The organism is Pseudomonas moorei (assembly GCF_008801475.1).
Classification (GTDB): Bacteria; Pseudomonadota; Gammaproteobacteria; order Pseudomonadales; family Pseudomonadaceae; genus Aquipseudomonas; species Aquipseudomonas moorei.
Genome location: NZ_VZPP01000009.1, coordinates 156,572 through 180,326, shown reverse-complemented (window position 1 = coordinate 180,326; position 23,755 = coordinate 156,572). Strand labels below are relative to the sequence as shown.

The following is a 23,755-nucleotide window of genomic DNA, read 5'->3' as shown; positions in this document are numbered from 1 at the left end:
GCGGACGCCGACACTGTCCCTTGATTCAGGCAACCGTCTATTGATATTGGGCCTTTGGCAAAAGTTCCAAATATTTATAGCCGTGCCAAACCGACATTGTGCAACCGTGAAGAGAAAAAGACTGTTAAATCCACGATACAGTCCACATGTTGGCGAATCGTCAGAAAAAACATCCGACGAAGCGACAGGTCTTTTCTGTCACGGTAGTTTCACAATGCCATATCGGCTCGGGTATTGTGCCGCTCCCCCCCTCTATATACTAGTGGGCTGTGCGGTTGCCTGACTCACCTGTCCAGATGTCTGGCGCCTACCCCGACCCGGGTCGCTTTGAGCGGAATCCTGAAATGAGCCAACAGTTTCAACACGATGTTCTGGTAATTGGCAGCGGTGCTGCCGGTTTGAGCCTTGCGCTGACCTTGCCCGGTCATTTGCGCATCGCCGTACTGAGCAAAGGCGACCTCGCCAACGGCTCGACATTCTGGGCGCAGGGCGGCGTGGCTGCCGTCCTCGACGACACCGACACCATCGAATCCCACGTCGATGACACCCTGAACGCTGGCGGTGGCCTGTGCCACGAAGACGCCGTGCGCTTTACCGTCGAACACAGTAAAGAAGCCATTCAATGGCTGATCGACCAGGGCGTGCCATTTACCCGTGATGAACAGTCCGGCACAGAAGATGGCGGATTTGAATTTCACCTGACTCGCGAAGGCGGGCACAGCCACCGGCGCATCATCCATGCTGCCGATGCCACGGGCGCTGCCATTTTCCGGACGCTGCTCGCCCAGGCCAAGCAACGACCGAACATCGAGTTGCTCGAGCAACGCGTAGCCGTCGATCTGATCACGGAAAAACGCCTGGGTCTTGAAGGCGATCGCTGCCTGGGCGCCTATGTGCTCAATCGCGCCACCGGGGAAGTCGACACCTACGGCGCGCGCTTCGTGATTCTTGCATCCGGCGGAGCGGCCAAGGTTTACCTCTATACCAGCAACCCTGATGGTGCCTGCGGCGACGGCATCGCTATGGCCTGGCGTTCAGGATGCCGGGTGGCGAATCTGGAATTCAATCAGTTCCACCCGACTTGCCTTTATCACCCACAGGCCAAGAGTTTCCTGATCACCGAAGCACTGCGTGGCGAAGGTGCACACCTGAAACTGCCCAACGGCGAACGCTTCATGCAGCGTTTCGACCCTCGTGCCGAACTGGCCCCAAGGGACATCGTGGCCCGGGCCATCGACCATGAGATGAAGCGACTCGGTATCGACTGCGTCTATCTGGACATCAGCCACAAGTCCGAAGACTTCATCAAAACGCATTTCCCGACCGTGTACGAGCGCTGCCTCGAATTTTCCATCGACATCACCAAGCAACCGATTCCGGTCGTTCCGGCGGCGCATTACACCTGCGGCGGCGTGATGGTCGACCAGCAAGGTCGCACCGATGTGCCGGGGCTCTACGCGATTGGCGAAACCAGCTTTACGGGCCTGCATGGCGCCAACCGAATGGCCAGCAATTCGTTGCTGGAGTGCTTTGTGTATGCGCGCTCAGCCGCGGCGGACATCCTGGAACAACTGCCGAACGTTTCGGCGCCCACCGCCCTGCCCATCTGGGACGCGAGCCAGGTGACCGACTCCGATGAAGACGTGATCATTGCGCACAACTGGGATGAACTGCGGCGATTCATGTGGGACTACGTGGGCATCGTGCGCACCAACAAACGCCTGCAACGGGCCCAGCACCGGGTGCGCCTGCTGCTGGACGAGATCGACGAGTTCTACAGCAACTACAAAGTCAGCCGGGATTTGATCGAGTTGCGCAACCTGGCCCAGGTGGCCGAACTGATGATTCGCTCAGCCATGGAGCGCAAGGAAAGTCGCGGCCTGCATTACACCCTCGACTATCCGAAGATGCTGCCAGTCGCGCTGGACACTATTCTGGTGCCGTCCACCTACGTCGACTGAACTTGAGCCGTACCCGCAGGCGTCGGTGCAGATCCGCCGCCTGCGAATCCCGAGGCACGCAAACGGAGCGGACACGCCGCTCGCCCTGCAGACGAACCCGCAGCAGCACCACCAACGGCAGCGCGATGCTGTCCGGACGAAGCTGCACCGCTTGCCATCCCGCCGCCCGACTCCATAACTGCCAGCCATCGGCATCGCGACGCAAGCCGCAGAAGGCCCGGGCGTGGGTCAGCAGAATCTGGCGTGGCAATGCCCAAACGGCGTGCAGCAGACAGCAAAAGGCGCCGAGTAAGCCTGCCCAAAGCGGAATAGCGAGAAGCCATAGCGAACCCAGCGCGAACAGCTGGGCCAACAGATATGCCGCCAGCAACTGCCGTGAGGCATGCCAGCGGCATTCGAAACCATTACTTGGGCTGAACACGGTCCAGAATCATGCGAACCATGCGCTGAAGCTCAGGGTCTTCTGATTCGGCGCGTTCCATGAACCAGCCGAACATGTCCTGATCTTCGCATTCGAGCAACCTGACGTAACAGGCGCGATCAACCTCGTTGAGGTGCGGATAAACCTCTTTCACAAACGGCACCAGCAACACGTCAAGCTCAAGCATGCCGCGGCGGCTGTGCCAGTAGAGGCGATTCAGTTCAACATCTTCGACCATGGAGCGCTCCTCAAATAGGCCGCAAGTATACAGCCCCGCGCCCGGTCGAACAGTCGGCTTTGGTCGGGCACCGACGATCCTTTGTGAACTACCCATTTCAAGAGCGCCCCCTTATCATGTCCGCCAGACTCTTTACCCTGCGATGACCCATGGCCGATTCTGCTTTTTTCTGCACGCTGTCTCATGAAGGTGTTCTGGCGGTCCGCGGCGCGGACGCCGGCAAGTTCCTGCAAGGCCAATTGACCTGCAACCTCAATTACCTGAGCGATACCCAGGCCAGTCTCGGTGCGCGCTGCACGCAGAAAGGCCGGATGCAATCGAGCTTCCGCATCCTGCTCGAAGGTGACGGCGTGCTCATGGCCATGGCCAGCGAGTTGCTCGAACCGCAACTGGCAGACCTGAAAAAATACGCTGTTTTTTCCAAGTCCAAACTGACGGACGAAAGCGCTGCCTGGGTCCGCTTTGGCGTCGATCATGGCGATGCCGCGCTCAAAAGTCTCGGCCTCGAACTGCCCGCTGAAACCGACCAGGTCGTGCGCAATGATGGCCTGATCGCCCTTCGCGTGTCCCCTGATCGCGCCGAACTCTGGGTCAGTGCCGATCAAGCCGACGCGGTCAAGGGCAAGCTGTCCGCCCTACTCGCCGAAGGCGAACTGAATCAATGGCTGCTGGGCCAGATCCGCGCCGGGATCGGCCAGGTGATGCCGGGCACCCGCGAGCTGTTCATCCCGCAGATGCTCAACCTGCAGGCGGTCGGGGGCGTGAGCTTCAAGAAAGGTTGCTACACCGGCCAGGAGATCGTTGCGCGGATGCAGTATCTGGGCAAGCTCAAGCGCCGCCTGTATCGCCTGAGCCTGGACGCCAGCGAACTGCCTGAGCCTGGCACCCAGCTGTTTTCCCCAAGCCATGGCAGTTCAATCGGCGAAGTGGTACTGGCCGCCCAGGGCGAACAACAGATTGAACTGCTGGCGGTGCTGCAAGCCGATGCGGCAGAGGCCGGCGACATTCACGTCGGTGCGCTCGACGGCCCCGCCCTGCACTTGCTCGACCTGCCTTATGAACTGGACCGCGACCGCGAAATCCAGCGTTAACAGCAGTACTTTTTGGCGACACCTAGAGAACAGAAATGAGTGAGCTGGCGGAAAAGGTCCAACAGGATTTGGTTGAGGCCATCGATAACGATGACCTGGTTCTGCCAACATTGCCGGAAGTGGCGCTGCAGATTCGCAAGGCAGCCGAAGACCCTGACGTCAGTATCAGCGCCCTGAGCAAAGTGATCGGCCGCGACGCGGCGCTGTCGGCGCGGCTGATCAAAGTGGTCAACAGCCCGCTGCTGCGCGCGACCCAGGAAGTCACCGAGTTGCACACGGCCGTCACTCGCCTGGGGATCAACTACAGCAGCAACCTGGCCATCGGCCTGGTCATGGAACAGATTTTCCATGCCCGCTCCGAGGTGGTGGAACAGAAAATGCGCGATGTCTGGCGCAAAAGCCTGGAAATCGCCGGTGTCAGCTATGCACTGTGCCGCAACTACACCCAGCTCAAACCCGATCAGGCGGCCCTTGGCGGGCTGGTACACCAGATCGGCGTACTGCCCATCCTGACTTATGCCGAAGATCACTATGACCTGCTGTCCGACCCGGTCAGCCTCAACCACGTGATCGACCATATCCATCCGCTGCTGGGCGATAAATTGCTCAGGGTCTGGGAATTTCCGGACATGCTGGTGCAGGTACCGCGGCTGTACCTGAACTTCAAGCGACAGTCGGCTCAAATCGATTACGTCGATCTGGTGCAGGTAGCCAGTCTGTATTGCCACCAAGATACAGATCACCCGATCTCGCGCATCGACCCCTTCAGCGTGCCCGCCTTCAACAAGCTCGGGATCGACCCTGAGGACAAGGCAATGTGCGCCGACCTGGAAGAAACCCGGACGATGTTTTATTAAGCATGAATGCAATTCCTGTGGCGAGGGAGCTAGCTCCCTCGCCACAAATGCTCTACTCACTCCCCCGCAATAAAACTGACCCGCACTTTCAACCCCGCGTGCTCGCCATCATGCAGGCTGATCTGCGCCAGGTGCGCGCGGCAGATCTCGCCGACAATCGCCAGGCCCAACCCGGATCCGGCCACCTGCTGGTTGCGTCGGTAAAAACGTTCGAACACGCGATCGCGCTCATCCAGAGGAATACCCGGTCCGTCATCCTCAACCTCCAGCACCGCAGGGGCCGAGACACGCAAAATCACGTTGCCGCCCGGTGGCGTATGAGCCAGCGCGTTGTCCACCAGGTTGCTCAACAGTTCGTTGAGCAAGGTCGGCTCACCCCGCATCCACACCGGTTCGTCCGCTTCCAGCGCCAGCGCCACACCGCGCTTGTGGGCCAGCGGCGCCATGGCCATGCCCAGGTCACGCGCCAGTTGACTGAGATCGAGCAACTGCGCGCCACCCTCGGCAATCGCCCGGGCGCCGTTTTCGACCCGTGCCAGGGAGAGCAATTGATTGGCCAGATGGGTCAAGCGATCGGTGCCCTGGGCAGCGGTTTCCAGGGTACTGCGCCAGGTTTGCGGTTCGCTTGAACGCAGACCCAGTTCCAGCCGTGCCTTCAGCGCCGCCAAGGGGGTGCGCAGTTCGTGGGCGGCATCGGCGATGAACTGCGCCTGACGCTCGAACTGACCGCGCAGGCGCTCGGTAAAGTGATTGAGCGCACGCACCAGTGGCCACAACTCATGCTGCACTTCCACCAACGGCAATGGCCGCAGGTCATCCGGCTGACGCTCCTCCACCGCCGAGCGCAAGCGCTCCAGCGGACGCAGTGCGGCACTGACCGCAAACCACACAATCAGCAGCGCGCCGATCGCCAGCATGCCCAGGCGCAGCAGGGTATCCGCCGCCAGGCTACGGGCCATCCTGACACGTGCCTCATCGGTCTCGGCGACGCGAATTTCCGCCATGCCATTCATGTTCGGTTCGCTGACCGGTTTGAGCAGGCTCACCACCCGCACGTTCTGCCCCCGATAGGTCGCGTTGTAAAAGCGTGCCAGCGCCGGATAGTCATCGGTGCGCGGCGTCCCCGGGGGTGGCGGTGGCAGGTTTTCGTAGCCGGAGATCAGCTTCTGATTGATGTCGTTGACCAGGTAGAAAATCCGCCCGGCGCTGTCGTAGGCGAACGTATCGAGGGCCACATAAGGCACATCCGCACTCAGCGTTCCGTCGCGCTGGGAAACACCGGCGGCAATGGTCCGCGCCGACGCGAGCAAGGTGCGGTCATACGCGGTGTCGGCCGCTTCGCGACCATTCCAGTAAGCACTCAAGCCACTGGCCAGCATCAGCACCACCAGCAACAGCGCCAGGTTCCACAGCAACCGCCAGCGCAGACTGCTGGGCTTATGCATCGCGACTTTCCAGCAGGTAACCGAGGCCGCGGAAGGTCACGATGGCGACCGGCTGGCCATCGAGTTTCTTGCGCAGGCGGTGCACGTAGATTTCGATGGCGTCGGGGCTGGCCTCCTCGTCGAGACCGAACACTTGCGACGCCAATTGCTCCTTGCTCATCACCCGGCCGGGACGGGCGATCAGGGCTTCGAGCACAGCCTGTTCACGGGAGGTCAGGGTCAGCAATTCTTCGCCGAGGGTGAAGCGCCGGGTTTCCAGGTCATAGGCCAGCACCCCGCAACGCTGGATGCGTTCACCGCCCAGCACGCTGCGGCGCAGCAAGGCTTTGACCCGGGCTTCGAGTTCGGTGAGTTCGAAAGGTTTGGCCAGGTAATCATCGGCGCCGAGGTTCAGGCCGTGGACCCGATCCTTGACGTCGCTGCGGGCAGTCAGCATCAACACCGGCAGGTTCTTGCCCCGTGCGCGCAAACGCGCCAACACCTCGAAACCATCCATGCGCGGCAGGCCCACATCGAGAATCGCCATTGCGTATTCCTCGCTGCCCAGTGCCAGGTCGGCCGCCACGCCGTCGTGCAGCACATCCACGGTCAAGCCGGTGCTCTTGAGCGCCTGGGCGACACTTTCGGCGAGCTGCAGATGGTCTTCGACGAGCAGGACACGCATGGATTTTTACCTCGTTCAGGGATGGTCGACGCCATTCTTTGGCGCGGAGTTTACAGCGGCATCCGCCACTGTGAAGCCCGAAAAAACGTGAAAGCCAGCTGAAAGGTTAACGAAAGGTTAGCCCGTTACAGTCCAGCCACGGACAGTTTCGGCTGCCGTCGCTGCTGCCATACAGCGATACGAAAAACGCCTCGAAGCGTTTTCGACAAATAAGAACAATAAACGGAGTCAGTCATCCATGCAGTCCTTGCAGACCCAGGCTATTGCGCCTGCCCGCTTCTCCCGTCTCAGCCACACTGCGCTTGCCAGCGCTGCCGCCCTTGCCAGTTTTTCACCGTTGAGCCAGGCCGCCTTCATCGAAGACAGCTCGGCCACTTTCGAAACCCGCAACATGTACTTCAACCGCGATTTTCGCGACGGTACCAGTGCCCAACAGTCCAAGCGTGACGAGTGGGCCCAGGGTTTCATGCTCAATCTGAAATCAGGTTACACCGATGGCACCGTGGGGTTCGGTGTCGATGCGCTGGGCATGATGGGGGTCAAGCTCGACTCAAGCCCGGACCGTACGGGGACCGGCCTGTTGCCGACCGACGATGGGCGAGCCGTCGACGAATACTCCAAGCTCGGCCTGACCGGCAAGGTGAAAATCTCCGCCAGCGAGCTGAAAGTCGGCACCCTGATTCCGGAACTGCCGATCCTCAAGCCCAATGACGGGCGCATCCTGCCGCAGACCTTCGAAGGCGGCATGCTGACCTCCAAGGAGATCAAGAACCTGACCTTCACCGGCGGGCGCCTGGACAAGGCCAAGGATCGCGACAGCACCGACTTCGAGGACATTGCCCTCAACAACAAGAACGGCCGCTTCGCCGGAACGGTAGCCGGCAAACACTTCGACTTTGGCGGCCTGGACTACAAGTTCACCGACAAGATCACCGGCAGCTACCACTTCGCGCAGCTCGATGAAGTCTACAACCAGCACTTTCTCGGGCTGGTCGCTTCGCAGCCGCTGGGCCCCGGCACCTTTGCCAGCGACCTGCGGTTTGCCATCAGTGATGACCAGGGCCAGGCCCGTGGCGGCAAGATCGACAACAAGTCCCTCAACGGACTGGTGAGCTACGCCTTGAGCGGGCACAAGTTCAGCGCCGGCTACCAGCACATGTCCGGCGACAGCGCGTTCCCGTATGTAGATGGCAGCGATCCGTACCTGGTCAACTTCGTGCAGATCAACGACTTTGCCGGCGCTGAAGAACGCTCCTGGCAGGCGCGTTATGACTTCGACTTTGTCACCCTCGGCATCCCTGGCCTGAGCTTCATGAGCCGTTACGTGAGCGGTGACAACATCAAGCTCAAGAACGGTGACGAAGGCAAAGAGTGGGAGCGCAACTCCGAGATCAAATATGTAGTACAAAGCGGCGCGCTCAAGGACGTCGCCGTTCGCCTGCGCAATGCCACCTACCGCTCCAATTACTCTGCTCGCGATGCCGATGAAGTGCGTCTGCTGGTGAGCTATAGCGTTGCCCTTTGGTAATTCAGTACGTCCATAACAACAACTCCCAAGGAGACTTGAATGAACCTGTCAATGCGTAAAATTGCCCTCGCCGCCAGCGTCCTGCTGTTCACCGGCCAAGCGCTTGCCGACGAGCCCAAACGACCGGAATGCATCGCCCCGGCCTCGCCAGGTGGTGGTTTCGACCTGACCTGCAAACTGGCGCAAAGCGCGCTGGTCAACGAAAAGCTGCTGACCAAACCCATGCGCGTGACCTACATGCCCGGTGGCGTCGGCGCGGTCGCGTACAACGCGGTCGTCGCCCAGCGTCCGGCCGATGCCGGCACCCTGGTGGCCTGGTCCAGCGGTTCGCTATTGAACCTGGCCCAGGGCAAGTTCGGGCGTTTCGATGAAACCAACGTGCGCTGGCTCGCCGCCGTTGGCACCAGCTACGGCGCCATCGCTGTGAAAAGCGATTCGCCCTACAAGACCCTGGACGACCTGGTGCAGGCGTTGAAGAAAGATCCGAGCAAAGTGGTGATCGGTTCCGGCGGCACAGTCGGCAGCCAGGACTGGATGCAAACCGCGCTGATCGCCAAGGCCGCCGGGATCAACCCGCGCGACCTGCGTTACGTCGCCCTCGAGGGTGGCGGTGAAATCGCTACGGCCCTGCTAGGCGGCCACATCCAGGTCGGCAGCACTGACATTTCCGACTCCATGCCGCACATCCTCAGCGGCGACATGCGCTTGCTGGCGGTGTTCGCCGACAAGCGTCTTGACGAGCCGGAAATGAAAGACATCCCGACCGCCAGGGAACAAGGCTACGACATTGTCTGGCCGGTGGTTCGCGGTTTCTACCTCGGCCCGAAAGTCAGCGATGAAGATTACGCCTGGTGGAAAGCGGCCTTTGACAAACTGCTGGCTTCCGAAGACTTCGCCAAGTTGCGCGATCAGCGGGAACTGTTCCCGTTCGCCATGACCGGCCCCGAGCTGGACACCTACGTGAAGAAGCAGGTGGCGGACTACAAAGTGCTGGCCAGAGAGTTCGGCCTGATTCAGTGATCGCCTCCGTCCAGCTAGCGGCTACGGCTCCCGTTTGCGGGGGTCGTGGCACAGGAGTTCCCCATGCTCTTACAACGCATTTTTGCATCGGTGCTGTTGCTGGCCTGTATTGGCCTGGCGCTGATGGCATGGCCGTATCAAGCGGCTTTTTCCTACGAACCGGTAGGGCCTCGCGCCTTTCCGCTGTTAATGCTCGGCCTGATGGGCGCGGCGCTGCTGTACATGGTTTTTCGCCCGGCACCGATCAAGCACAGCGCTGACGAACCGCCACTGGACCGTGCCACCCTGAACAAGATCGGCTTCTGCGTGGTGCTGTTGCTGGTGTTCGCCGGCGCCTTCGAACCCCTCGGTTTCATCGTCGCCAGCATCCTCACCGGCGTGCCGATGGCGCGCCTGTATGGCGGCCGCTGGTTGCCCAGTGTCGTGATCATCAGCCTGATGGCCGTCGGCCTCTACCTGCTGTTCGACAAGTTGATGGACGTGCCGCTGCCGCTTGGCGTGCTCGACGTTCTGGAGAACTGATATGGATACTCTTGGCTATTTGGGTCAGGGTTTCGGCGTTGCGCTGAGCCCGTACAACCTGGTGACTGCCCTCTGCGGCACCCTGATCGGCACGGTCGTGGGCCTGTTGCCAGGCCTGGGGCCGATCAATGGCGTGGCGCTGTTGATCCCGATCGCATTCGCCCTCGGCCTGCCACCGGAGTCGGCACTGATCCTGTTGGCGGCGGTGTACCTGGGCTGCGAGTACGGCGGCCGGATCAGCTCGATCCTTCTGAACATCCCTGGCGAAGCCTCCACCGTGATGACCACCCTCGACGGCTATCCGATGGCCCGCAAAGGCCTGGCCGGCGTGGCTTTGTCGCTCTCGGCGTGGAGCTCGTTCATCGGCGCCTTCATCGCGACTTGCGGCATGGTGCTGTTCGCCCCGCTGCTGGCGAAATGGGCGATTGCCTTCGGACCGGCGGAATATTTCGTGCTGATGGTATTCGCCATTGTCTGTCTCGGCGGCATGGCCGGTGATCGTCCGCTCAAGACCTTCATCGCGGCGCTGATCGGCCTGTTCCTGTCGACCGTCGGCATCGACGCCAACAGCGGTGTGTACCGTTTTACCGGCGATAACATCCACCTGACCGACGGCATTCAGTTCGTCGTGCTGGTGCTGGGCCTGTTCTCCATCAGCGAAATCCTCCTGCTGCTGGAAAAAACCCATCACGGTCAGGAAGCCGTGAAAGCCACCGGGCGGATGATGTTCAACGTCAAGGAAGCGGCATCGGTGTTCGTGGTGAACATTCGTTGCGGCGTACTCGGTTTCATCATGGGTGTGTTGCCGGGTGCCGGTGCGACCCTGGCCAGTGCCGTCGCCTACATGACCGAGAAACGCATCGCCGGTGCGAAGGGCACGTTCGGCCAGGGTGACATGCGTGGCCTGGCCGCACCGGAAACCGCCATTGGCGGCGCGGCCTGCGGTGCGCTGGTGCCGATGCTGACCCTGGGTGTGCCTGGCTCGGGCACCACGGCAGTGATGATCGGCGCACTCTCGCTGTACAACATCACGCCGGGACCGCTGTTGTTCCAGCAGCAACCCGACATCGTCTGGGGCCTGATTGCCTCGTTGTTCATCGCCAACGTCATGCTGGTCATCCTCAACATCCCGATGATCCGCATTTTCACGCGCATCCTCGCCGTGCCGAACTGGGCACTGGTACCGGTGATCGCCATCATTACCGGGATCGGCGTCTACGCGGTGCACGCGACAACGTTCGACCTGTTCCTGATGATCGGCATCGGCATCTTCGGCTACATCCTGCGCAAGCTGGACTTCCCGTTGTCGCCCCTGCTGCTGGGCTTCATCCTCGGAGGCTTGATGGAGCAGAACCTGCGTCGTGCCCTGTCGATTTCCAACGGAGCGCTGGAGATCCTCTGGTCGAGCCCGATCACCTTCGGTTGCTGGATCCTGACGGCGATCATGCTGCTGATGCCGATCATCCGTATCTGGCGTAAACGTTCGGCCGCGCAACGCGCCATCGCCGATGTCTGATCGGTCACCCTTCAAACTCTGGTGGGGAACCCCGCTGGTCGGCCTGATGGGCGGCTACCTCGCCAGCCAGGTCGGCTGGCCGCTGCCATGGATGGTCGGCTCGTTGCTGGCGATCATCCTGGTGCGCTGCCTGACCCCCTGGCAATTGGCGGAAATCCCTGGCGGCCGCAAGTGCGGCCAGTGGATCGTCGGTATCGGCATCGGCCTGCACTTCACCCCGGTGGTGATGGAGCAGGTGCTGAGTCATTTCGGTCTGATTTTCTTTGGCGCATTGGTCACCAGCCTGTCCGCCGTGGTCGGGGTCTGGTTGATGCGGCGCACCGGCGAGGATCGCGCCACCGCATTCTTCTCCAGCATGCCCGGTGGCTCCGGGGAGATGGTCAACCTCGGCGCCCGCAATGACGCGGTGCTCAGCCGCGTTGCCGCCGGGCAAAGTCTGCGGGTACTGGTCGTCGTGCTGTGTGTACCGGCGGCGTTCAAGTATTTGTTGGGCGACGGGGCGCCGGTCTCCCATGCCACCGCCGTGGACTGGCGCTGGCTGGCCCTGCTGTTCCCGGCCGGCGCGCTGGCGGCCTGGATCTGGGAGCGTTTGCGTCAACCCAACCCGTGGCTGTTCGGCCCGTTGCTGGTGAGCGCGGCGGTGAGCATTGGCTGGGATTTGCACATCGGTTTGCCCCAGGGCGGCAGCCAGATCGGCCAGTGGCTGATCGGCAGCGGCCTGGGCTGTCACTTCAACCGGCAGTTTTTCCGACGCGCGCCCTCGTTCATGGGGCGCACCCTGATCGGGACCGTGCTGACCATGCTGATCGCCACGGCGGCGGCATTGGGCTTGAGCGCGCTGACCCACCTGGATCTGCGTTCGCTGACCCTGGGCATGATGCCCGGCGGGATTGCCGAGATGAGCCTGACGGCGGAAACCCTGCAACTGTCGGTGCCGCTGGTGACGGCGATGCAGGTGATGCGGCTGTTGTTTGTGTTGTTTCTGGCGGAGCCGTTGTTCCAGTATTGGAACCGCAAACCCGAGTGATATCGAGTCACTGTGGCGAGGGAACTTGCTCCCTCGCCACCGCAAACCCTCAGCCTGCCTGAACCGGCGGCAAACGCCACTCGATCGGCGTCTCGCCATTCTGTTCCAGGAACTTGTTGGTACGGCTGAAGTGCCCGCAACCCAGGAAGCCACGATAAGCCGACAACGGCGAAGGGTGTACCGAGGTCAGGACCAAATGCTTGGTCGCATCGATCAGCTTCTGTTTGCTCTGGGCATGGGCGCCCCACAGCATAAACACCAGATGCGGTTGCTGCTGGCTGACGACTTCAATGATCCGGTCGGTGAAAAACTGCCAGCCCTTGTCCTTGTGCGCATTGGCATTGGCGCGCTCGACCGTCATGGTGGTGTTGAGCATCAACACGCCCTGATCGGCCCAGCTCTGCAGATAGCCATGGTTGGGGATGTCGATGTTCAGGTCACGTTTCAACTCTTTATAGATGTTCACCAGCGAGGGCGGCGCCGGGACACCCGGTTGGACCGAAAAGCACAAACCGTGCGCCTGGCCCGGACCGTGGTACGGGTCCTGGCCAAGGATGACGACCTTGACCTTGTCCAGCGGCGTGGAGTTGAGCGCGTTGAAAATCATCGGCCCCGGTGGATAGATTTCCTTGCCGGCCGCCCGCTCCTCTTGCAGGAATTTTCGCAACTCCGCCATGTAGGGCTGGTCGAATTCGGCACGCAGCGCCTCCTTCCAGCCCGGTTCGAGTTTGATACGGTCGTCAGCAGTCATGGTCATATCCGGTAAAAACAATGGGGCGAACCCTAAGAAGGCCCACCACGCTTGTCAATTGATCTGACGCAGATCCGGCACTTTCCCGCACAACGATCATACTTAACCCTCAAATTCCCGATCGAGGTCACGATGAATCTGCACTTCGAAGAACTCACCGGCACCGACGGCGCGCGTATCGGCATCGCCAGCCTGGATGCCGAAAAGTCGCTGAACGCCCTGTCATTGCCGATGATCAAGGCCTTGCGCGCTCAACTGGACGCCTGGGCCAAGGAGCCGCAAATCGTCTGTGTATTGTTGCGCGGTAACGGCGCCAAGGCTTTTTGCGCCGGCGGCGAAGTGCGCAGCCTGGTCGAAGCCTGTCGCGCCCATCCCGGCGAAGTGCCGCCCCTGGCCGCGCAGTTCTTCGCCGCGGAATATCGCCTGGACTTCAGCCTGCACACCTACCCCAAACCCTTGATCTGCTGGGGCCATGGCTATGTGCTTGGCGGCGGCATGGGCCTGCTGCAAGGGGCGAGCATTCGCATTGTCACGCCGAGCAGTCGCCTGGCGATGCCGGAGATCAGCATCGGCCTGTACCCGGACGTCGGGGCCAGTTGGTTCCTGTCACGCCTGCCCGGCAAGCTCGGATTGTTCCTTGGCCTGACCGGCGCCCACATGAACGCTCGCGATGCGATCGATCTGGACCTGGCCGACCGTTTCCTGCTCGATGAGCAGCAAGAAGCCCTGATCGAAGGCCTGTTGCAGTTGAACTGGCAGGAACAGACCCCGAGGCAGCTCAACAGTCTGCTGAAGGCCTTGCAGCAGGAAGCCGTCGCGCACATGCCCGAATCCCAATGGTTGCCGCGGCGCCAGCGCATTGATGAGCTGCTGGACGTCAGTGATGTGGTTTGCGCCTGGAAGGCCATCAGTGCGCTGCGCGATCACCCGGATCTGCTGCTCAGCCGCGCCGCGCGAACCCTGAGCGAAGGTTCGCCGCTGACCGCGCACCTGGTGTGGGAACAGATCAACCGCGCGCGGCATATGTCGCTGGCGCAAGTCTTCCAGATGGAATACACCCTGAGCCTCAATTGCTGCCGTCATCCGGAGTTCAGCGAAGGCGTGCGTGCACGGTTGATCGACAAGGATCAAAAGCCCCATTGGCACTGGCCCGATATCAACAACGTGCCGGACGCCGTGGTGGAGGCGCATTTCCAAAAGGTTTGGGAGGGTCGCCATCCATTGGCGGACCTGTTGGAGTATTAAACAAAACTGTGGGGGCGAGCTTGCGATCGAGGCTGTGTCAGTCAACACAGCGGTGGCTGAACCACCCTCGCGAGCAGGCTCGCTCCTACAGGAGAATTTCGTTTAAGTCGGCTTAACGGTGGTCACCCCGGCCGTCGTGATTGCCCCGACCGTTACGGTCGCCCCGGTCGTCGTGATTGTGGTCACGTCCGCCACCACGGTGGTCATTGTCCCAATTGCCGCGGTTACGGCCGTCCCAGCCATGATTCTCATACGCCCGGTAATCTGCACGTGCCGGGTAGTAACGCGGGGCCGGCTGATAGACCCGCGGTTGCGGGTAATAACGCGGGGTTGGCTGGTAATACCGAGCAGGCGGCACGTAATAGCGCGCCGGTGGCGAGTAGTAACCGCCGCCATTGGAATAGTACGCACCACCGGCGTAATAGGCCGGCGCTGGCGAGGTGTAGACCTCGGAACGGTAGTAACCGTCTCCTCCATCCGGATAAGCCACGCATCCACCCACGGACAATCCCAACACAGCAATCAGTAGAATTCGACGCAGCTTTTTTTGATAGAGCATGGCGGCCTCCTGGACCGCGGGTGAGCCACACCAGCGACGCTGGCAGGCGACAGTCAATGATTCGGTGACTGTCGAAACATCTGACATCAAATTCCGGATCTGGTGCGATTCAGTAACAACTTGAAACATCTCGTGAATTAAAAGTTTTTCATCCATTCAGCCGCTGATTAGTGGTGACCACCGTGGTATCCACCGCGGTAATAACGCGAGCCGTGCCCGCCCCAGTAGTAATAGCGATAGCCACCATAGAAACGGGGACCTGCGTAGTAGTAACCGGGGCCGTAATAGTAGGAATAAGGCGCGTAGCCTGGATAGTAATAAGGCGCGTAGCCAGGGTAGTAATAAGGCGCCGAATACACATCGTAGGAGCCGGCGTAGTAATAACAGCCGCAAAGCCCCAGACCGAGCACAACGACCAGCAACACTCGACGAAACATGGCGGCCTCCTGAAAGACCCGCCGTCGGGACAAACCGACTGACACCTGTTTTGACTCGCAATCCGCGACCGAGTGCAGCGCCCTGCTGGCCTTCGGATCAGTGGCCGGCACGTCCCATTGCGGTGCGCGCACGCACCATCACAAGGCAACACGCCCCCTGCTTTACCGGGTATCTGTCGCCTGACCCGCATGCCAGAGCGCTTCAAGCGACTTGGCACGGCTCTCGCTTTAACAAAGGCGTGCAGGAGTCACCACAGGTTCGCGGCACCACAATTTGCAATGGCTGACTAGGGTTCCGGCTCGCAATCGCGAGTGACTGGTCCGAGAGTTGGCGACCTCCAGTTGAGGTTACACGGCGGGACAAAAGCCCGGGAGACAAGCCACCGTTCACGGTGCCGCGTTGCCTCCTGTCCGCCCTTGATCAACTGGAGAACCATCATGTCCCAGCTTCGTTTACCCGCCTTGCTCGCCGCTGCCTTCGCTGCCCTCGTGAGCCTTTCTTCCCACGCCGCGCAAAAAGACCACTTCAGCGTCTGCTGGACCATCTATGCCGGCTGGATGCCCTGGGAATACGCCGGCAGCCAAGGCATCGTCGACAAATGGGCCAAGAAGTACGGCATCAAGATCGATGTGGTGCAGCTCAATGACTATGTCGAATCGATCAACCAGTACACCGCCGGCCAGTTCGATGGCTGCACCATGACCAACATGGACGCCCTGACCATCCCCGCCGCCGGTGGCGTAGATAGCACGGCGCTGATCGTCAGCGACTTCTCCAACGGCAATGACGGCATCGTGCTCAAGGGCGAAGGCAAGAAAGTCGCCGACCTCAAGGGCATGGACGTCAACCTCGTCGAACTGTCGGTGTCCCACTACCTGCTGGCCCGCGCCCTGGATTCGGTGGACCTCACCGAGAAAGACCTGAAAGTGGTCAACACCTCCGACGCCGATATTTCGGCGGCCTTCAACACCGATCAGGTCAACGCCGTGACCACCTGGAACCCGATGCTCTCGGACATCAAGGCCAAGCCTGCGGTGACCGAAGTGTTCAACTCCAGCCAGATCCCCGGCGAAATCATGGACATGATGGTGGTCAACTCCCAGACCCTCAAAGACAACCCGGCCCTTGGCAAAGCCCTGACCGGCGCCTGGTTCGAAGTCGTCGAACTGATGAACGAAAAAAACACCGCGAGCAAGGCCGCACTGGAGCACATGGCCAAAGCCTCGGGCACTGACCTGGCCGGTTTCCAGGCGCAACTGGACACCACCAAACTGTTCGCCACCCCCCAGGAAGCCCTGGCGTTTTCCACCAGCAAGCAATTGCCGGAAACCATGCGCCGGGTCGCCGAATTCTCATTCCAGCACGGCTTGCTGGGTGAAGGCGCCAAGGACACCAGCGCGGTCGGCATGGCCTTCGCCAACGGCGTGACCAGTGGCGACAAGGGCAACCTCAAGCTGCGCTTCGATCCGAGTTACGTGCAGATGGCCGCCGACGCCAAGCTGTAAGAAGAGGACCTGGCCATGCGCCTGATCAATCGTCATCCGGATCACCCGAGTCGCCTGCTGTTGGTGATCCTGCCGTTCGCTCTGGTGCTGTTCGCCTACTTCATGGGCTCGGCCGAGCGACTGACGGACAACCCCAACGACAAGTTGCTGCCCAGCGCCGTGCAGATGACCGACGCGGTCAAACGCCTGGCCTTCGTCGCCGACAGCCGCACCGGCGAGTACGTACTGTGGCAGGACACCGCCTCCAGCCTGCGTCGCCTGGGCATCGGCCTGGGCATCAGCGCGCTCGCCGGGCTGTGCCTGGGCATGGCCGCTGGCACCCTGCCGTTGTTCGGCGCGCCGTTGTCACCACTGCTGACGGTGCTGTCGATGGTGCCGCCGCTGGCAATCCTGCCGATCCTGTTCATCGTCTTCGGCCTGGGAGAATTGTCGAAGGTGATGCTGATCGTGATCGGCATTACCCCCGCCCTGGCCCGTGACCTGGAACAGCGCGCCCGGGAAATTCCCGTGGAGTTGCTGATCAAGGCCCAGACCCTGGGTGCCTCGACCTGGACCCTGATGCTGCGTGTGGTGCTGCCGCAATTGCTGCCGCGCCTGTTGATCTCGCTGCGCCTGATGCTCGGTTCGGCGTGGCTGTTCCTGATTGCCGCCGAAGCCATCGCCTCCACCGACGGCCTCGGTTACCGGATCTTCCTGGTGCGCCGCTACCTGGCCATGGATGTGATTCTGCCCTACGTGGTGTGGATCACCCTGCTCGCCTGGCTGATGGATTGGGGGCTCAAATACCTGACCCGTCGCGCGTTTCCCTGGTACGAGGGGGCCGCCAAATGAGCTACATCACGGTGAAAAACGTCTGGCAGCAATACGCCGATCAGGTGGTGCTCGAAGGCCTGAACCTGAACATCAATGAGGGTGAGTTCTGCACCCTGGTCGGGGCGTCCGGTTGCGGCAAGTCGACCTTCCTGCGCCTGTTGCTGGGCCAGGAGCGCGCCAGTCGCGGCGAAATCCTGCTCGACGGCCAGCCCCTGGCCGGTGAACCGGACGCCAGCCGTGGCGTGGTGTTCCAGCGCTATTCGGTGTTCCCGCACCTGAGCGTACTGGACAACGTCGCCCTGGGCCTCGAACTGCCGCGCTCGCCGTTGCTCGGGCGCCTGTTCGGCAGCGCCAAGCGTGAGGCGCGGGAACAGGCTGCGGTGCTGCTGCACAAAGTCGGTCTCGGGCACTCGCTGGACAAGTACCCGGCGCAGCTTTCCGGCGGCATGCAGCAACGGCTGGCCATTGCCCAGGCACTGATCATGAAGCCGCGGGTGTTGTTGCTCGACGAACCGTTCGGTGCCCTCGATCCGGGCATCCGCAAAGACATGCACGCCTTGCTGCTGGAGCTGTGGCGCGAAACCCGACTGACGGTGTTCATGGTCACCCATGACCTGTCCGAAGGCTTCAGCCTCGGCACGCGCCTGCTGGTGTTCGACAAGGTCCGCGTCGACCCGCACGCCCCCGGTGCCTATGGCGCGCGCATCACCTACGACATCCCTTTGAACAGCGACCGCCGCGCCCAACGTGCCGCCGTCGACGCCCTGCCGGCCACGCTGGCAGGCACGCTTCGCATCGCTTAGAGGAATTTTGAAAATGACCGATTCGACTCAACTGTTCCCACCGTTCGCCGAAGAAATGCTCCCTGGCGGCGGCCATCGCTCTTTCGTCTTGAAGCGCGGCCAACTGCTGCGCCTGACCGACCTGCGCGGCGGCGCCAACGTCAGCCTGACACTGCTCAACGCCAATGAAAAAACCGAACGCCTGAACCTGCCCGACAGCCTCAAATGCCAGCACACTGCCAAGCTCACCGCCGGTCATTGCCTGTACTCGGACATGGGTCGCGTACTGGCCGCCATCACCGCCGACACCTGTGGCTGGAGCGACAGCCTCGGCGGCGTTCTCTGCGCTGAAGAAGTCGCGCAAAAGTATGGCGCCGGCCGCTATCAGGAACTGCGCAACGGCTTCTTCCGCAACGGCACCGACAACCTGCTGGTGGAACTGGGCAAGTGGGGGCTGGGCCTGTCGGACCTGCTGATGACCCTCAATCTGTTCAGCCGGGTGAACGTCGACGATGCCGGGCGTTTCCACTTCGTCGAAGGCAACTCGAAGGATGGCGATTACATCGAGCTGTACGCGCCGATGGACACCCTGGTGGTGCTCACCGCCCTGCAACACCCGATGGACCCATCGCCAGACTATGCGCCGAAACCGCTGAAGCTCAGCTGGATGAACGCCGACGCCAGCGTCGCCGAACACTGCCGCACCTCGCGCCCGGAAAACGAGCGCGGCTTCATCAACACCGACCGTCTGTTCGCCTGAGGATCGCCGCCATGTCACTCGCTATCGCCACCGCCGCTACCCCAAACCGGCAGCCAGAAACCGCGATCTACCGCGCCACCATCCCCGCCGGCGAACCCTGGCTGATGGAGGTCAAGGCCGGCCAGACCTTGCGCATCCTCGATCTGGAAGGCAACCAGGCCGTCGACACCCTGTTCTACAGCGTCGCCAACCCGAAAGAACGCTACGACGTGCAACGCACCTTGCGTCGGCAGAACAGCGTGTACCTGAGCACCGGCAGCGTGCTGTTCTCCAACCTCGGCAAGCCGATGCTGACCATCGTCGCCGACACCTGCGGCCGTCACGACACCCTCGGCGGCGCCTGCGCCCAAGAGAGCAACACCGTGCGTTACGCCCTGGAAAAACGCTACATGCACAGCTGCCGCGACAACTACCTGCGCGCCTGCGTGCACGACGGGCGCCTGGGCAAGGGCGACATCGGGCCGAACATCAACTTCTTCATGAACGTGCCGGTCACCGCTGACGGTGGCCTGACCTTCGAGGACGGCATTTCCGCGCCGGGCAAATACGTCGACCTGCGCGCCGAGATGGACGTGATCGTGCTGATCTCCAACTGCCCGCAACTGAACAACCCGTGCAACGCCTACAACCCGACGCCTGCGGAGCTGCTGGTATGGAACTGAACCTCAGCCGTTTGCGCCGCTGGTTGTTTGCCCTGTGCCAGGCCCGATCCGGGCAGTGCCTCAAACCTAAAGAGCACCACCAGCCACTGTAGGAGCGAGCCTGCTCGCGAAAAACCAGAAGCCACCGCTGGGCATCTGGTGCTACGCGTAATCGTTCACGTCCATCGCGAGCATGCTCGCTCCTACAGGGGTCAGCGTTGAAGAAAAAAGATTTTTCCGTCGGGGACGACCCCGGCGCTCATCGAAAAACTGCGGGACGGCCCGCATCCCCTTCAGGGGCTATGCCATGTTCGAAAAAGTCCTGATTGCCAACCGTGGCGCCATTGCCTGCCGCATCCTGCGTACCCTGCGCGACCTGCAAGTCCAGGGCGTTGCCGTTTACTCCGAAGCCGATGCCGCGAGCCTGCACATCCTGCAGGCCGATGAAGCCCACAGCCTCGGTGAAGGCGCCGCGGCCGGCACCTACCTGGCGGTGGAAAAAATCCTCGCCATCGCCCACGCCACTGGCGCCACGGCGATTCATCCCGGCTATGGGTTTCTGTCGGAAAACGCCGCGTTCGCCGAAGCCTGCGAAACCGCCGGCATAGCGTTTATCGGCCCGACGCCAGAACAACTGCGCGTATTCGGTCTCAAGCACACCGCCCGCGCCCTGGCCAAGCAGCACGGCGTGCCGATGCTTGAAGGCACCGAGTTGCTCGACAGCCTCGACGCGGCACTGGTCGCTGGCGAGCACGTCGGCTATCCGGTCATGCTCAAAAGCACCGCCGGCGGTGGTGGCATCGGCATGCGCGTGTGCCGCAGCGCGGCCGAGTTGAGCGAATCCTTCGAGGCCGTGAAGCGCCTCGGGCAGAACAACTTCAGTGACGCTGGCGTGTTCATCGAGAAGTACATCCAGCGCGCCCGGCACCTGGAAGTGCAGGTGTTCGGCGATGGCCGTGGCGAGGTCATCGCCCTCGGTGTGCGCGACTGCTCGGTACAGCGGCGCAACCAGAAAGTCCTCGAAGAAACCCCGGCGCCGAACCTGCCCGACGGCATGGCCGATGAGCTCTGCGCAGCGGCAATCAAACTGGCCAAAGCGGTGAATTACCGCAGCGCCGGCACCGTCGAGTTCGTGTTCGACAGCGATGCCCAGCGCTTCTATTTCCTTGAAGTGAACACCCGTCTGCAGGTGGAGCACGGCGTTACCGAGCAGGTGTGGGGTGTGGATCTGGTGCGCTGGATGGTGCAACTGGCGGCCGGTGATTTGCCGCCGCTGCAAGCTTTGTGTCAGGGATTGCAGCCGGAAGGTCATGCGATTCAGGCGCGCTTGTATGCGGAAGATCCGGGCCGGGATTTTCAACCCAGTCCAGGCTTGCTGACGGCGGTGAATTTTCCCGTCGCCAACGGTGTACAACTGCGCATCGACACCTGGGTCGAGGCCGGTTGCGAGATCCCGCCGTACTTTGATCCGATGATCGCCAAGGTCATCAGTTGGGCACCGACACGCGAACAGGCCCGCGCCGATCTGCATCAAGCCTTGGGCGACAGCCTGCTCTACGGTGTGGAAACCAACCGCGATTACCTGCGGCAGATTCTGCTCGATGCGCCATTCGCCAGCGGCCAACCGTGGACCCGCTGCCTGGAAGGCCTGGTGTATCAGGCCAACACCTTCGAAGTGTTGAGTGCCGGCACCCAGACCAGCATTCAAGACTACCCGGGGCGCCTCGGCTATTGGGCAGTGGGCGTACCGCCATCGGGGCCGATGGACAGTCGCGCGCTGCGCCTGGGCAACCGCCTGCTCGGTAACGATGAGGGGGCGGCAGCGCTGGAGATCACCATGAGCGGGCCGTTGCTGCGCTTCAATTGCGACGCGGTGGTCGCGGTGACCGGGGCGGTGATTCCGCTGACGCTGAACGGTGAATCGGTACCGATGAACACGGCGCTGCTGGTGCCGGCCGGCGCTGCCTTGAGTCTGGGCACTATCGCCGGCACCGGCGCACGCAGCTATCTATGCCTGCGTGGCGGCTTGCAGGTTCCGGATTACCTGGGCAGCAAAAGCACCTTCACCCTCGGCCAGTTTGGCGGTCATGGCGGTCGTGCCTTGCGGGCGGGTGATGTGTTGCATGTACCGGCGTTGAATGACCGCAGTGTCGGCGCGCAACTGCCTGAACATCAGGTCACCGAGATGCCTGTCGTGCGGCAGATCCGCGTGATCTACGGTCCCCATGGCGCCCCGGAATACTTCACCGAACACTACATCGGCACCTTCTTCGCAACGCAGTGGGAAGTGCATTTCAACTCCAGCCGAACCGGCGTTCGCCTGATCGGGCCCAAACCCGAGTGGGTGCGTGCGGATGGCGGTGAAGCCGGCCTGCATCCCTCGAACATCCATGACAATCCGTATGCCATCGGCGCCGTGGATTTCACCGGAGACATGCCGGTGATCCTCGGCCCCGATGGCCCGAGCCTTGGTGGTTTTGTGTGCCCGGTGACGGTGATCGAGGCGGATCTGTGGCAGCTGGGGCAGCTCAAGGCCGGGGACAAGGTGCAGTTTGTGCCGGTCGATATCAAAACCGCCCGCCACCTCGTGTTGAAATGGGATCAATGTGGGAGCGAGCTTGCTCGCGATAGCGGTGTATCAGACAGATCAATCCTGAATGACATGCCGTCATCGCGAGCAGGCTCGCTCCCACAGGGGGTTGTGTCGCCTGTGGTTTTGGACATTGGGCAGGACGATACGCGGTTGGTGGCGCGCCTATCCGGTGATACTCACCTGCTGCTGGAAATCGGCGCCGCCGAACTAGACCTCGTCCTGCGCTTCCGCGCCCACGCCCTCATGCAGGCGCTGGAAAGCAAACAGCTGCAAGGCGTGATCGACCTGACACCGGGTATCCGCTCGCTGCAAGTGCACTACCAGCCCGAGCAACTGCCGCTGGCCGATCTGCTGGGCATCGTCGCCGGCGAATGGGACGCCGTGTGCGCGGCCAAAGACTTGCAAGTGCCGTCGCGCATCGTCCACTTGCCCCTGTCCTGGGACGACCCAGCGTGCCAGTTGGCGATCGAGAAATACATGACCACCGTGCGCAAGGACGCCCCCTGGTGCCCGAGCAATCTGGAGTTCATCCGGCGCATCAACGACCTGCCGAACCTCGATGAAGTGCAGCGCACGGTGTTCGACGCCAGCTATCTGGTGATGGGCCTGGGCGATGTGTACCTCGGCGCACCAGTCGCCACCCCGCTCGATCCGCGCCATCGCCTGGTGACCACCAAGTACAACCCGGCCCGTACCTGGACCGCCGAGAACTCGGTGGGCATCGGTGGCGCCTACATGTGCGTGTACGGCATGGAAGGCCCCGGCGGCTATCAGTTCGTCGGGCGCACGTTGCAGATGTGGAATCGCTACCGCGAAGTCGCCGCGTTCGATGGCAAACCGTGGTTGCTGCGGTTCTTCGACCAGATCCGTTTCTACCCGGTGAGCGCCGATGAACTGCTGCGCATCCGTCGGGATTTCCCCCTCGGGCGTTTCGACCTGAACATCGAGCACAGTCAGTTGAACCTCGCCGACTACCAGGCGTTTCTGGCCCGGGAAGCCGAGACCATCGAGGCGTTTCGCAGCCAGCAACAGGGCGCTTTCAACGCCGAGCGCGAACGCTGGATCGCCAGCGGCCAGGCGCATTTCGACAGTGAGGACCTGGTCGCGGAAACGACCGAAGACGCACCGCTGGCCAGCGGTCAGCAGAGCGTCGACAGCCACATCGCCGGCAACCTCTGGCAGGTCCAGGTGGAAACCGGCACGCGGGTCGAGGCCGGTGACGTGCTGGTGATTCTGGAGTCGATGAAGATGGAAATCCCGCTGCTCGCGCCCATGGCCGGCGTGGTGCGGGAGATTCGCGTGCAGCCGGGTTCGGCGGTGCGTGCCGGACAACGCGTCGTGGTGCTGGAACTCGACTGAACCCATTTGGAAAAGGACG

General features: G+C 61.8%; 22 protein-coding genes and 1 riboswitch. Of the genes, 15 read left to right on the top strand and 7 right to left on the bottom strand.

Annotated elements, in window-relative coordinates; all coding sequences use genetic code 11:
* The first annotated feature begins 344 nt into the window (after positions 1-344).
* Positions 345-1,961, top strand: a complete 1,617-nt coding sequence (gene nadB, locus F7R06_RS18775) for an L-aspartate oxidase (protein WP_090317429.1) — start codon at positions 345-347, stop codon at positions 1,959-1,961.
* Here the strand turns inward: nadB and F7R06_RS18770 are convergent.
* Both F7R06_RS18770 and F7R06_RS18765 read right to left on the bottom strand, forming a co-directional pair.
* A complete protein-coding gene (locus F7R06_RS18770; RefSeq protein WP_090317424.1) occupies positions 1,930-2,382 on the bottom strand; it encodes a protein YgfX in 453 nt (150 codons plus the stop codon). The two genes, nadB and F7R06_RS18770, sit on opposite strands and share 32 nt — an antisense overlap.
* Positions 2,366-2,620 (bottom strand): FAD assembly factor SdhE, encoded by a 255-nt coding sequence (locus F7R06_RS18765; protein ID WP_007898624.1) that lies wholly within the window; start codon positions 2,618-2,620, stop codon positions 2,366-2,368. Before F7R06_RS18765 ends, F7R06_RS18770 begins: the two co-directional genes overlap by 17 nt.
* A gap of 149 nt (positions 2,621-2,769) precedes the next feature.
* Between F7R06_RS18765 and ygfZ the strand changes: the two genes are divergently transcribed.
* Together ygfZ and F7R06_RS18755 are read left to right on the top strand one after the other, a co-directional pair.
* Entirely contained in the window at positions 2,770-3,711 is a 942-nt protein-coding gene (gene ygfZ, locus F7R06_RS18760) for a CAF17-like 4Fe-4S cluster assembly/insertion protein YgfZ (RefSeq protein WP_090317419.1), read from the top strand.
* A 35-nt stretch (positions 3,712-3,746) separates the two neighbouring features.
* A complete protein-coding gene (locus tag F7R06_RS18755; protein WP_090317417.1) occupies positions 3,747-4,568 on the top strand; it encodes an HDOD domain-containing protein in 822 nt (273 codons plus the stop codon).
* 56 nt (positions 4,569-4,624) lie between these two features.
* Here F7R06_RS18755 and F7R06_RS18750 read toward each other — a convergent pair whose 3' ends face one another.
* Entirely contained in the window at positions 4,625-6,013 is a 1,389-nt protein-coding gene (locus tag F7R06_RS18750; RefSeq protein WP_090317414.1) for a sensor histidine kinase, read from the bottom strand.
* A complete protein-coding gene (locus F7R06_RS18745; RefSeq protein WP_007979804.1) occupies positions 6,006-6,677 on the bottom strand; it encodes a response regulator in 672 nt (223 codons plus the stop codon). The genes F7R06_RS18750 and F7R06_RS18745 overlap by 8 nt, the downstream gene beginning before the upstream one ends.
* Before the next feature lie 238 nt (positions 6,678-6,915).
* Here F7R06_RS18745 and F7R06_RS18740 point away from each other — a divergent pair, with 238 nt between their 5' ends.
* From F7R06_RS18740 to F7R06_RS18720, 5 genes are all read left to right on the top strand, one after another.
* Entirely contained in the window at positions 6,916-8,205 is a 1,290-nt protein-coding gene (locus tag F7R06_RS18740; protein WP_090317408.1) for an OprD family porin, read from the top strand.
* A 39-nt stretch (positions 8,206-8,244) separates the two neighbouring features.
* A complete protein-coding gene (locus tag F7R06_RS18735) occupies positions 8,245-9,225 on the top strand; it encodes a Bug family tripartite tricarboxylate transporter substrate binding protein (RefSeq protein ID WP_090317405.1) in 981 nt (326 codons plus the stop codon).
* A 63-nt stretch (positions 9,226-9,288) separates the two neighbouring features.
* Complete coding sequence (locus F7R06_RS18730) at positions 9,289-9,747, top strand: tripartite tricarboxylate transporter TctB family protein (protein WP_090317402.1); 459 nt, start codon at positions 9,289-9,291, stop codon at positions 9,745-9,747.
* A 1-nt stretch (position 9,748) separates the two neighbouring features.
* Positions 9,749-11,263 (top strand): tripartite tricarboxylate transporter permease, encoded by a 1,515-nt coding sequence (locus F7R06_RS18725; protein WP_090317399.1) that lies wholly within the window; start codon positions 9,749-9,751, stop codon positions 11,261-11,263.
* Complete coding sequence (locus tag F7R06_RS18720; protein ID WP_090317395.1) at positions 11,256-12,290, top strand: AbrB family transcriptional regulator; 1,035 nt, start codon at positions 11,256-11,258, stop codon at positions 12,288-12,290. The genes F7R06_RS18725 and F7R06_RS18720 overlap by 8 nt, the downstream gene beginning before the upstream one ends.
* Positions 12,291-12,339: 49 nt before the next feature.
* Here the strand turns inward: F7R06_RS18720 and ung are convergent, their stop codons facing one another.
* Positions 12,340-13,041, bottom strand: a complete 702-nt coding sequence (gene ung / locus F7R06_RS18715; RefSeq protein WP_090317392.1) for a uracil-DNA glycosylase — start codon at positions 13,039-13,041, stop codon at positions 12,340-12,342.
* Between the two features lie 132 nt (positions 13,042-13,173).
* Here ung and F7R06_RS18710 point away from each other — a divergent pair, with 132 nt between their 5' ends.
* The gene (locus tag F7R06_RS18710) at positions 13,174-14,286 is read left to right on the top strand and encodes an enoyl-CoA hydratase/isomerase family protein (protein WP_090317389.1); all 1,113 of its coding nucleotides are present in this window, start codon (positions 13,174-13,176) and stop codon (positions 14,284-14,286) included.
* Positions 14,287-14,398: 112 nt separating this feature from the next.
* Here F7R06_RS18710 and F7R06_RS18705 read toward each other — a convergent pair whose 3' ends face one another.
* Both F7R06_RS18705 and F7R06_RS18700 read right to left on the bottom strand, forming a co-directional pair.
* Positions 14,399-14,845 carry a hypothetical protein gene (locus tag F7R06_RS18705; protein WP_090317385.1) on the bottom strand — a complete coding sequence of 149 codons (447 nt, stop codon included), beginning with the start codon at positions 14,843-14,845 and terminating at the stop codon, positions 14,399-14,401.
* A gap of 167 nt (positions 14,846-15,012) precedes the next feature.
* On the bottom strand, positions 15,013-15,282 hold the full coding sequence (locus F7R06_RS18700) for a hypothetical protein (protein WP_090317382.1): 270 nt from the start codon (positions 15,280-15,282) through the stop codon (positions 15,013-15,015).
* Between the two features lie 276 nt (positions 15,283-15,558).
* Positions 15,559-15,659, top strand: a riboswitch (guanidine-I (ykkC/yxkD leader).
* A 61-nt stretch (positions 15,660-15,720) separates the two neighbouring features.
* Here F7R06_RS18700 and F7R06_RS18690 point away from each other — a divergent pair.
* From F7R06_RS18690 to uca, 6 genes are all read left to right on the top strand, one after another.
* The gene (locus F7R06_RS18690) at positions 15,721-16,788 is read left to right on the top strand and encodes a putative urea ABC transporter substrate-binding protein (protein WP_090317380.1); all 1,068 of its coding nucleotides are present in this window, start codon (positions 15,721-15,723) and stop codon (positions 16,786-16,788) included.
* Positions 16,789-16,803: 15 nt separating this feature from the next.
* Positions 16,804-17,619, top strand: a complete 816-nt coding sequence (locus F7R06_RS18685; protein ID WP_090317377.1) for an ABC transporter permease — start codon at positions 16,804-16,806, stop codon at positions 17,617-17,619.
* The gene (locus F7R06_RS18680; RefSeq protein ID WP_090317374.1) at positions 17,616-18,404 is read left to right on the top strand and encodes an ABC transporter ATP-binding protein; all 789 of its coding nucleotides are present in this window, start codon (positions 17,616-17,618) and stop codon (positions 18,402-18,404) included. Before F7R06_RS18685 ends, F7R06_RS18680 begins: the two co-directional genes overlap by 4 nt.
* Positions 18,405-18,417: 13 nt before the next feature.
* A complete protein-coding gene (locus F7R06_RS18675) occupies positions 18,418-19,143 on the top strand; it encodes an urea amidolyase associated protein UAAP1 (protein ID WP_090317371.1) in 726 nt (241 codons plus the stop codon).
* An 11-nt stretch (positions 19,144-19,154) separates the two neighbouring features.
* Positions 19,155-19,805: an urea amidolyase associated protein UAAP2 gene (locus tag F7R06_RS18670; protein WP_090317368.1), complete on the top strand. Its 651-nt coding sequence runs from the start codon at positions 19,155-19,157 to the stop codon at positions 19,803-19,805.
* A 286-nt stretch (positions 19,806-20,091) separates the two neighbouring features.
* Positions 20,092-23,736, top strand: a complete 3,645-nt coding sequence (uca, locus tag F7R06_RS18665; protein ID WP_090317365.1) for an urea carboxylase — start codon at positions 20,092-20,094, stop codon at positions 23,734-23,736.
* Positions 23,737-23,755 lie beyond the last annotated feature (19 nt).

Coding starts and splice junctions, on each gene's coding strand:
- nadB (WP_090317429.1), top strand. CDS start 345: ATGAGCCAACAGTTTCAACACGATGTTCTGGTAATTGGCAGCGGTGCT.
- F7R06_RS18765 (WP_007898624.1), bottom strand. CDS start 2,620: ATGGTCGAAGATGTTGAACTGAATCGCCTCTACTGGCACAGCCGCCGC.
- ygfZ (WP_090317419.1), top strand. CDS start 2,770: ATGGCCGATTCTGCTTTTTTCTGCACGCTGTCTCATGAAGGTGTTCTG.
- F7R06_RS18755 (WP_090317417.1), top strand. CDS start 3,747: ATGAGTGAGCTGGCGGAAAAGGTCCAACAGGATTTGGTTGAGGCCATC.
- F7R06_RS18750 (WP_090317414.1), bottom strand. CDS start 6,013: ATGCATAAGCCCAGCAGTCTGCGCTGGCGGTTGCTGTGGAACCTGGCG.
- F7R06_RS18745 (WP_007979804.1), bottom strand. CDS start 6,677: ATGCGTGTCCTGCTCGTCGAAGACCATCTGCAGCTCGCCGAAAGTGTC.
- F7R06_RS18740 (WP_090317408.1), top strand. CDS start 6,916: ATGCAGTCCTTGCAGACCCAGGCTATTGCGCCTGCCCGCTTCTCCCGT.
- F7R06_RS18735 (WP_090317405.1), top strand. CDS start 8,245: ATGAACCTGTCAATGCGTAAAATTGCCCTCGCCGCCAGCGTCCTGCTG.
- F7R06_RS18730 (WP_090317402.1), top strand. CDS start 9,289: ATGCTCTTACAACGCATTTTTGCATCGGTGCTGTTGCTGGCCTGTATT.
- F7R06_RS18725 (WP_090317399.1), top strand. CDS start 9,749: ATGGATACTCTTGGCTATTTGGGTCAGGGTTTCGGCGTTGCGCTGAGC.
- F7R06_RS18720 (WP_090317395.1), top strand. CDS start 11,256: ATGTCTGATCGGTCACCCTTCAAACTCTGGTGGGGAACCCCGCTGGTC.
- ung (WP_090317392.1), bottom strand. CDS start 13,041: ATGACTGCTGACGACCGTATCAAACTCGAACCGGGCTGGAAGGAGGCG.
- F7R06_RS18710 (WP_090317389.1), top strand. CDS start 13,174: ATGAATCTGCACTTCGAAGAACTCACCGGCACCGACGGCGCGCGTATC.
- F7R06_RS18705 (WP_090317385.1), bottom strand. CDS start 14,845: ATGCTCTATCAAAAAAAGCTGCGTCGAATTCTACTGATTGCTGTGTTG.
- F7R06_RS18700 (WP_090317382.1), bottom strand. CDS start 15,282: ATGTTTCGTCGAGTGTTGCTGGTCGTTGTGCTCGGTCTGGGGCTTTGC.
- F7R06_RS18690 (WP_090317380.1), top strand. CDS start 15,721: ATGTCCCAGCTTCGTTTACCCGCCTTGCTCGCCGCTGCCTTCGCTGCC.
- F7R06_RS18685 (WP_090317377.1), top strand. CDS start 16,804: ATGCGCCTGATCAATCGTCATCCGGATCACCCGAGTCGCCTGCTGTTG.
- F7R06_RS18680 (WP_090317374.1), top strand. CDS start 17,616: ATGAGCTACATCACGGTGAAAAACGTCTGGCAGCAATACGCCGATCAG.
- F7R06_RS18675 (WP_090317371.1), top strand. CDS start 18,418: ATGACCGATTCGACTCAACTGTTCCCACCGTTCGCCGAAGAAATGCTC.
- F7R06_RS18670 (WP_090317368.1), top strand. CDS start 19,155: ATGTCACTCGCTATCGCCACCGCCGCTACCCCAAACCGGCAGCCAGAA.
- uca (WP_090317365.1), top strand. CDS start 20,092: ATGTTCGAAAAAGTCCTGATTGCCAACCGTGGCGCCATTGCCTGCCGC.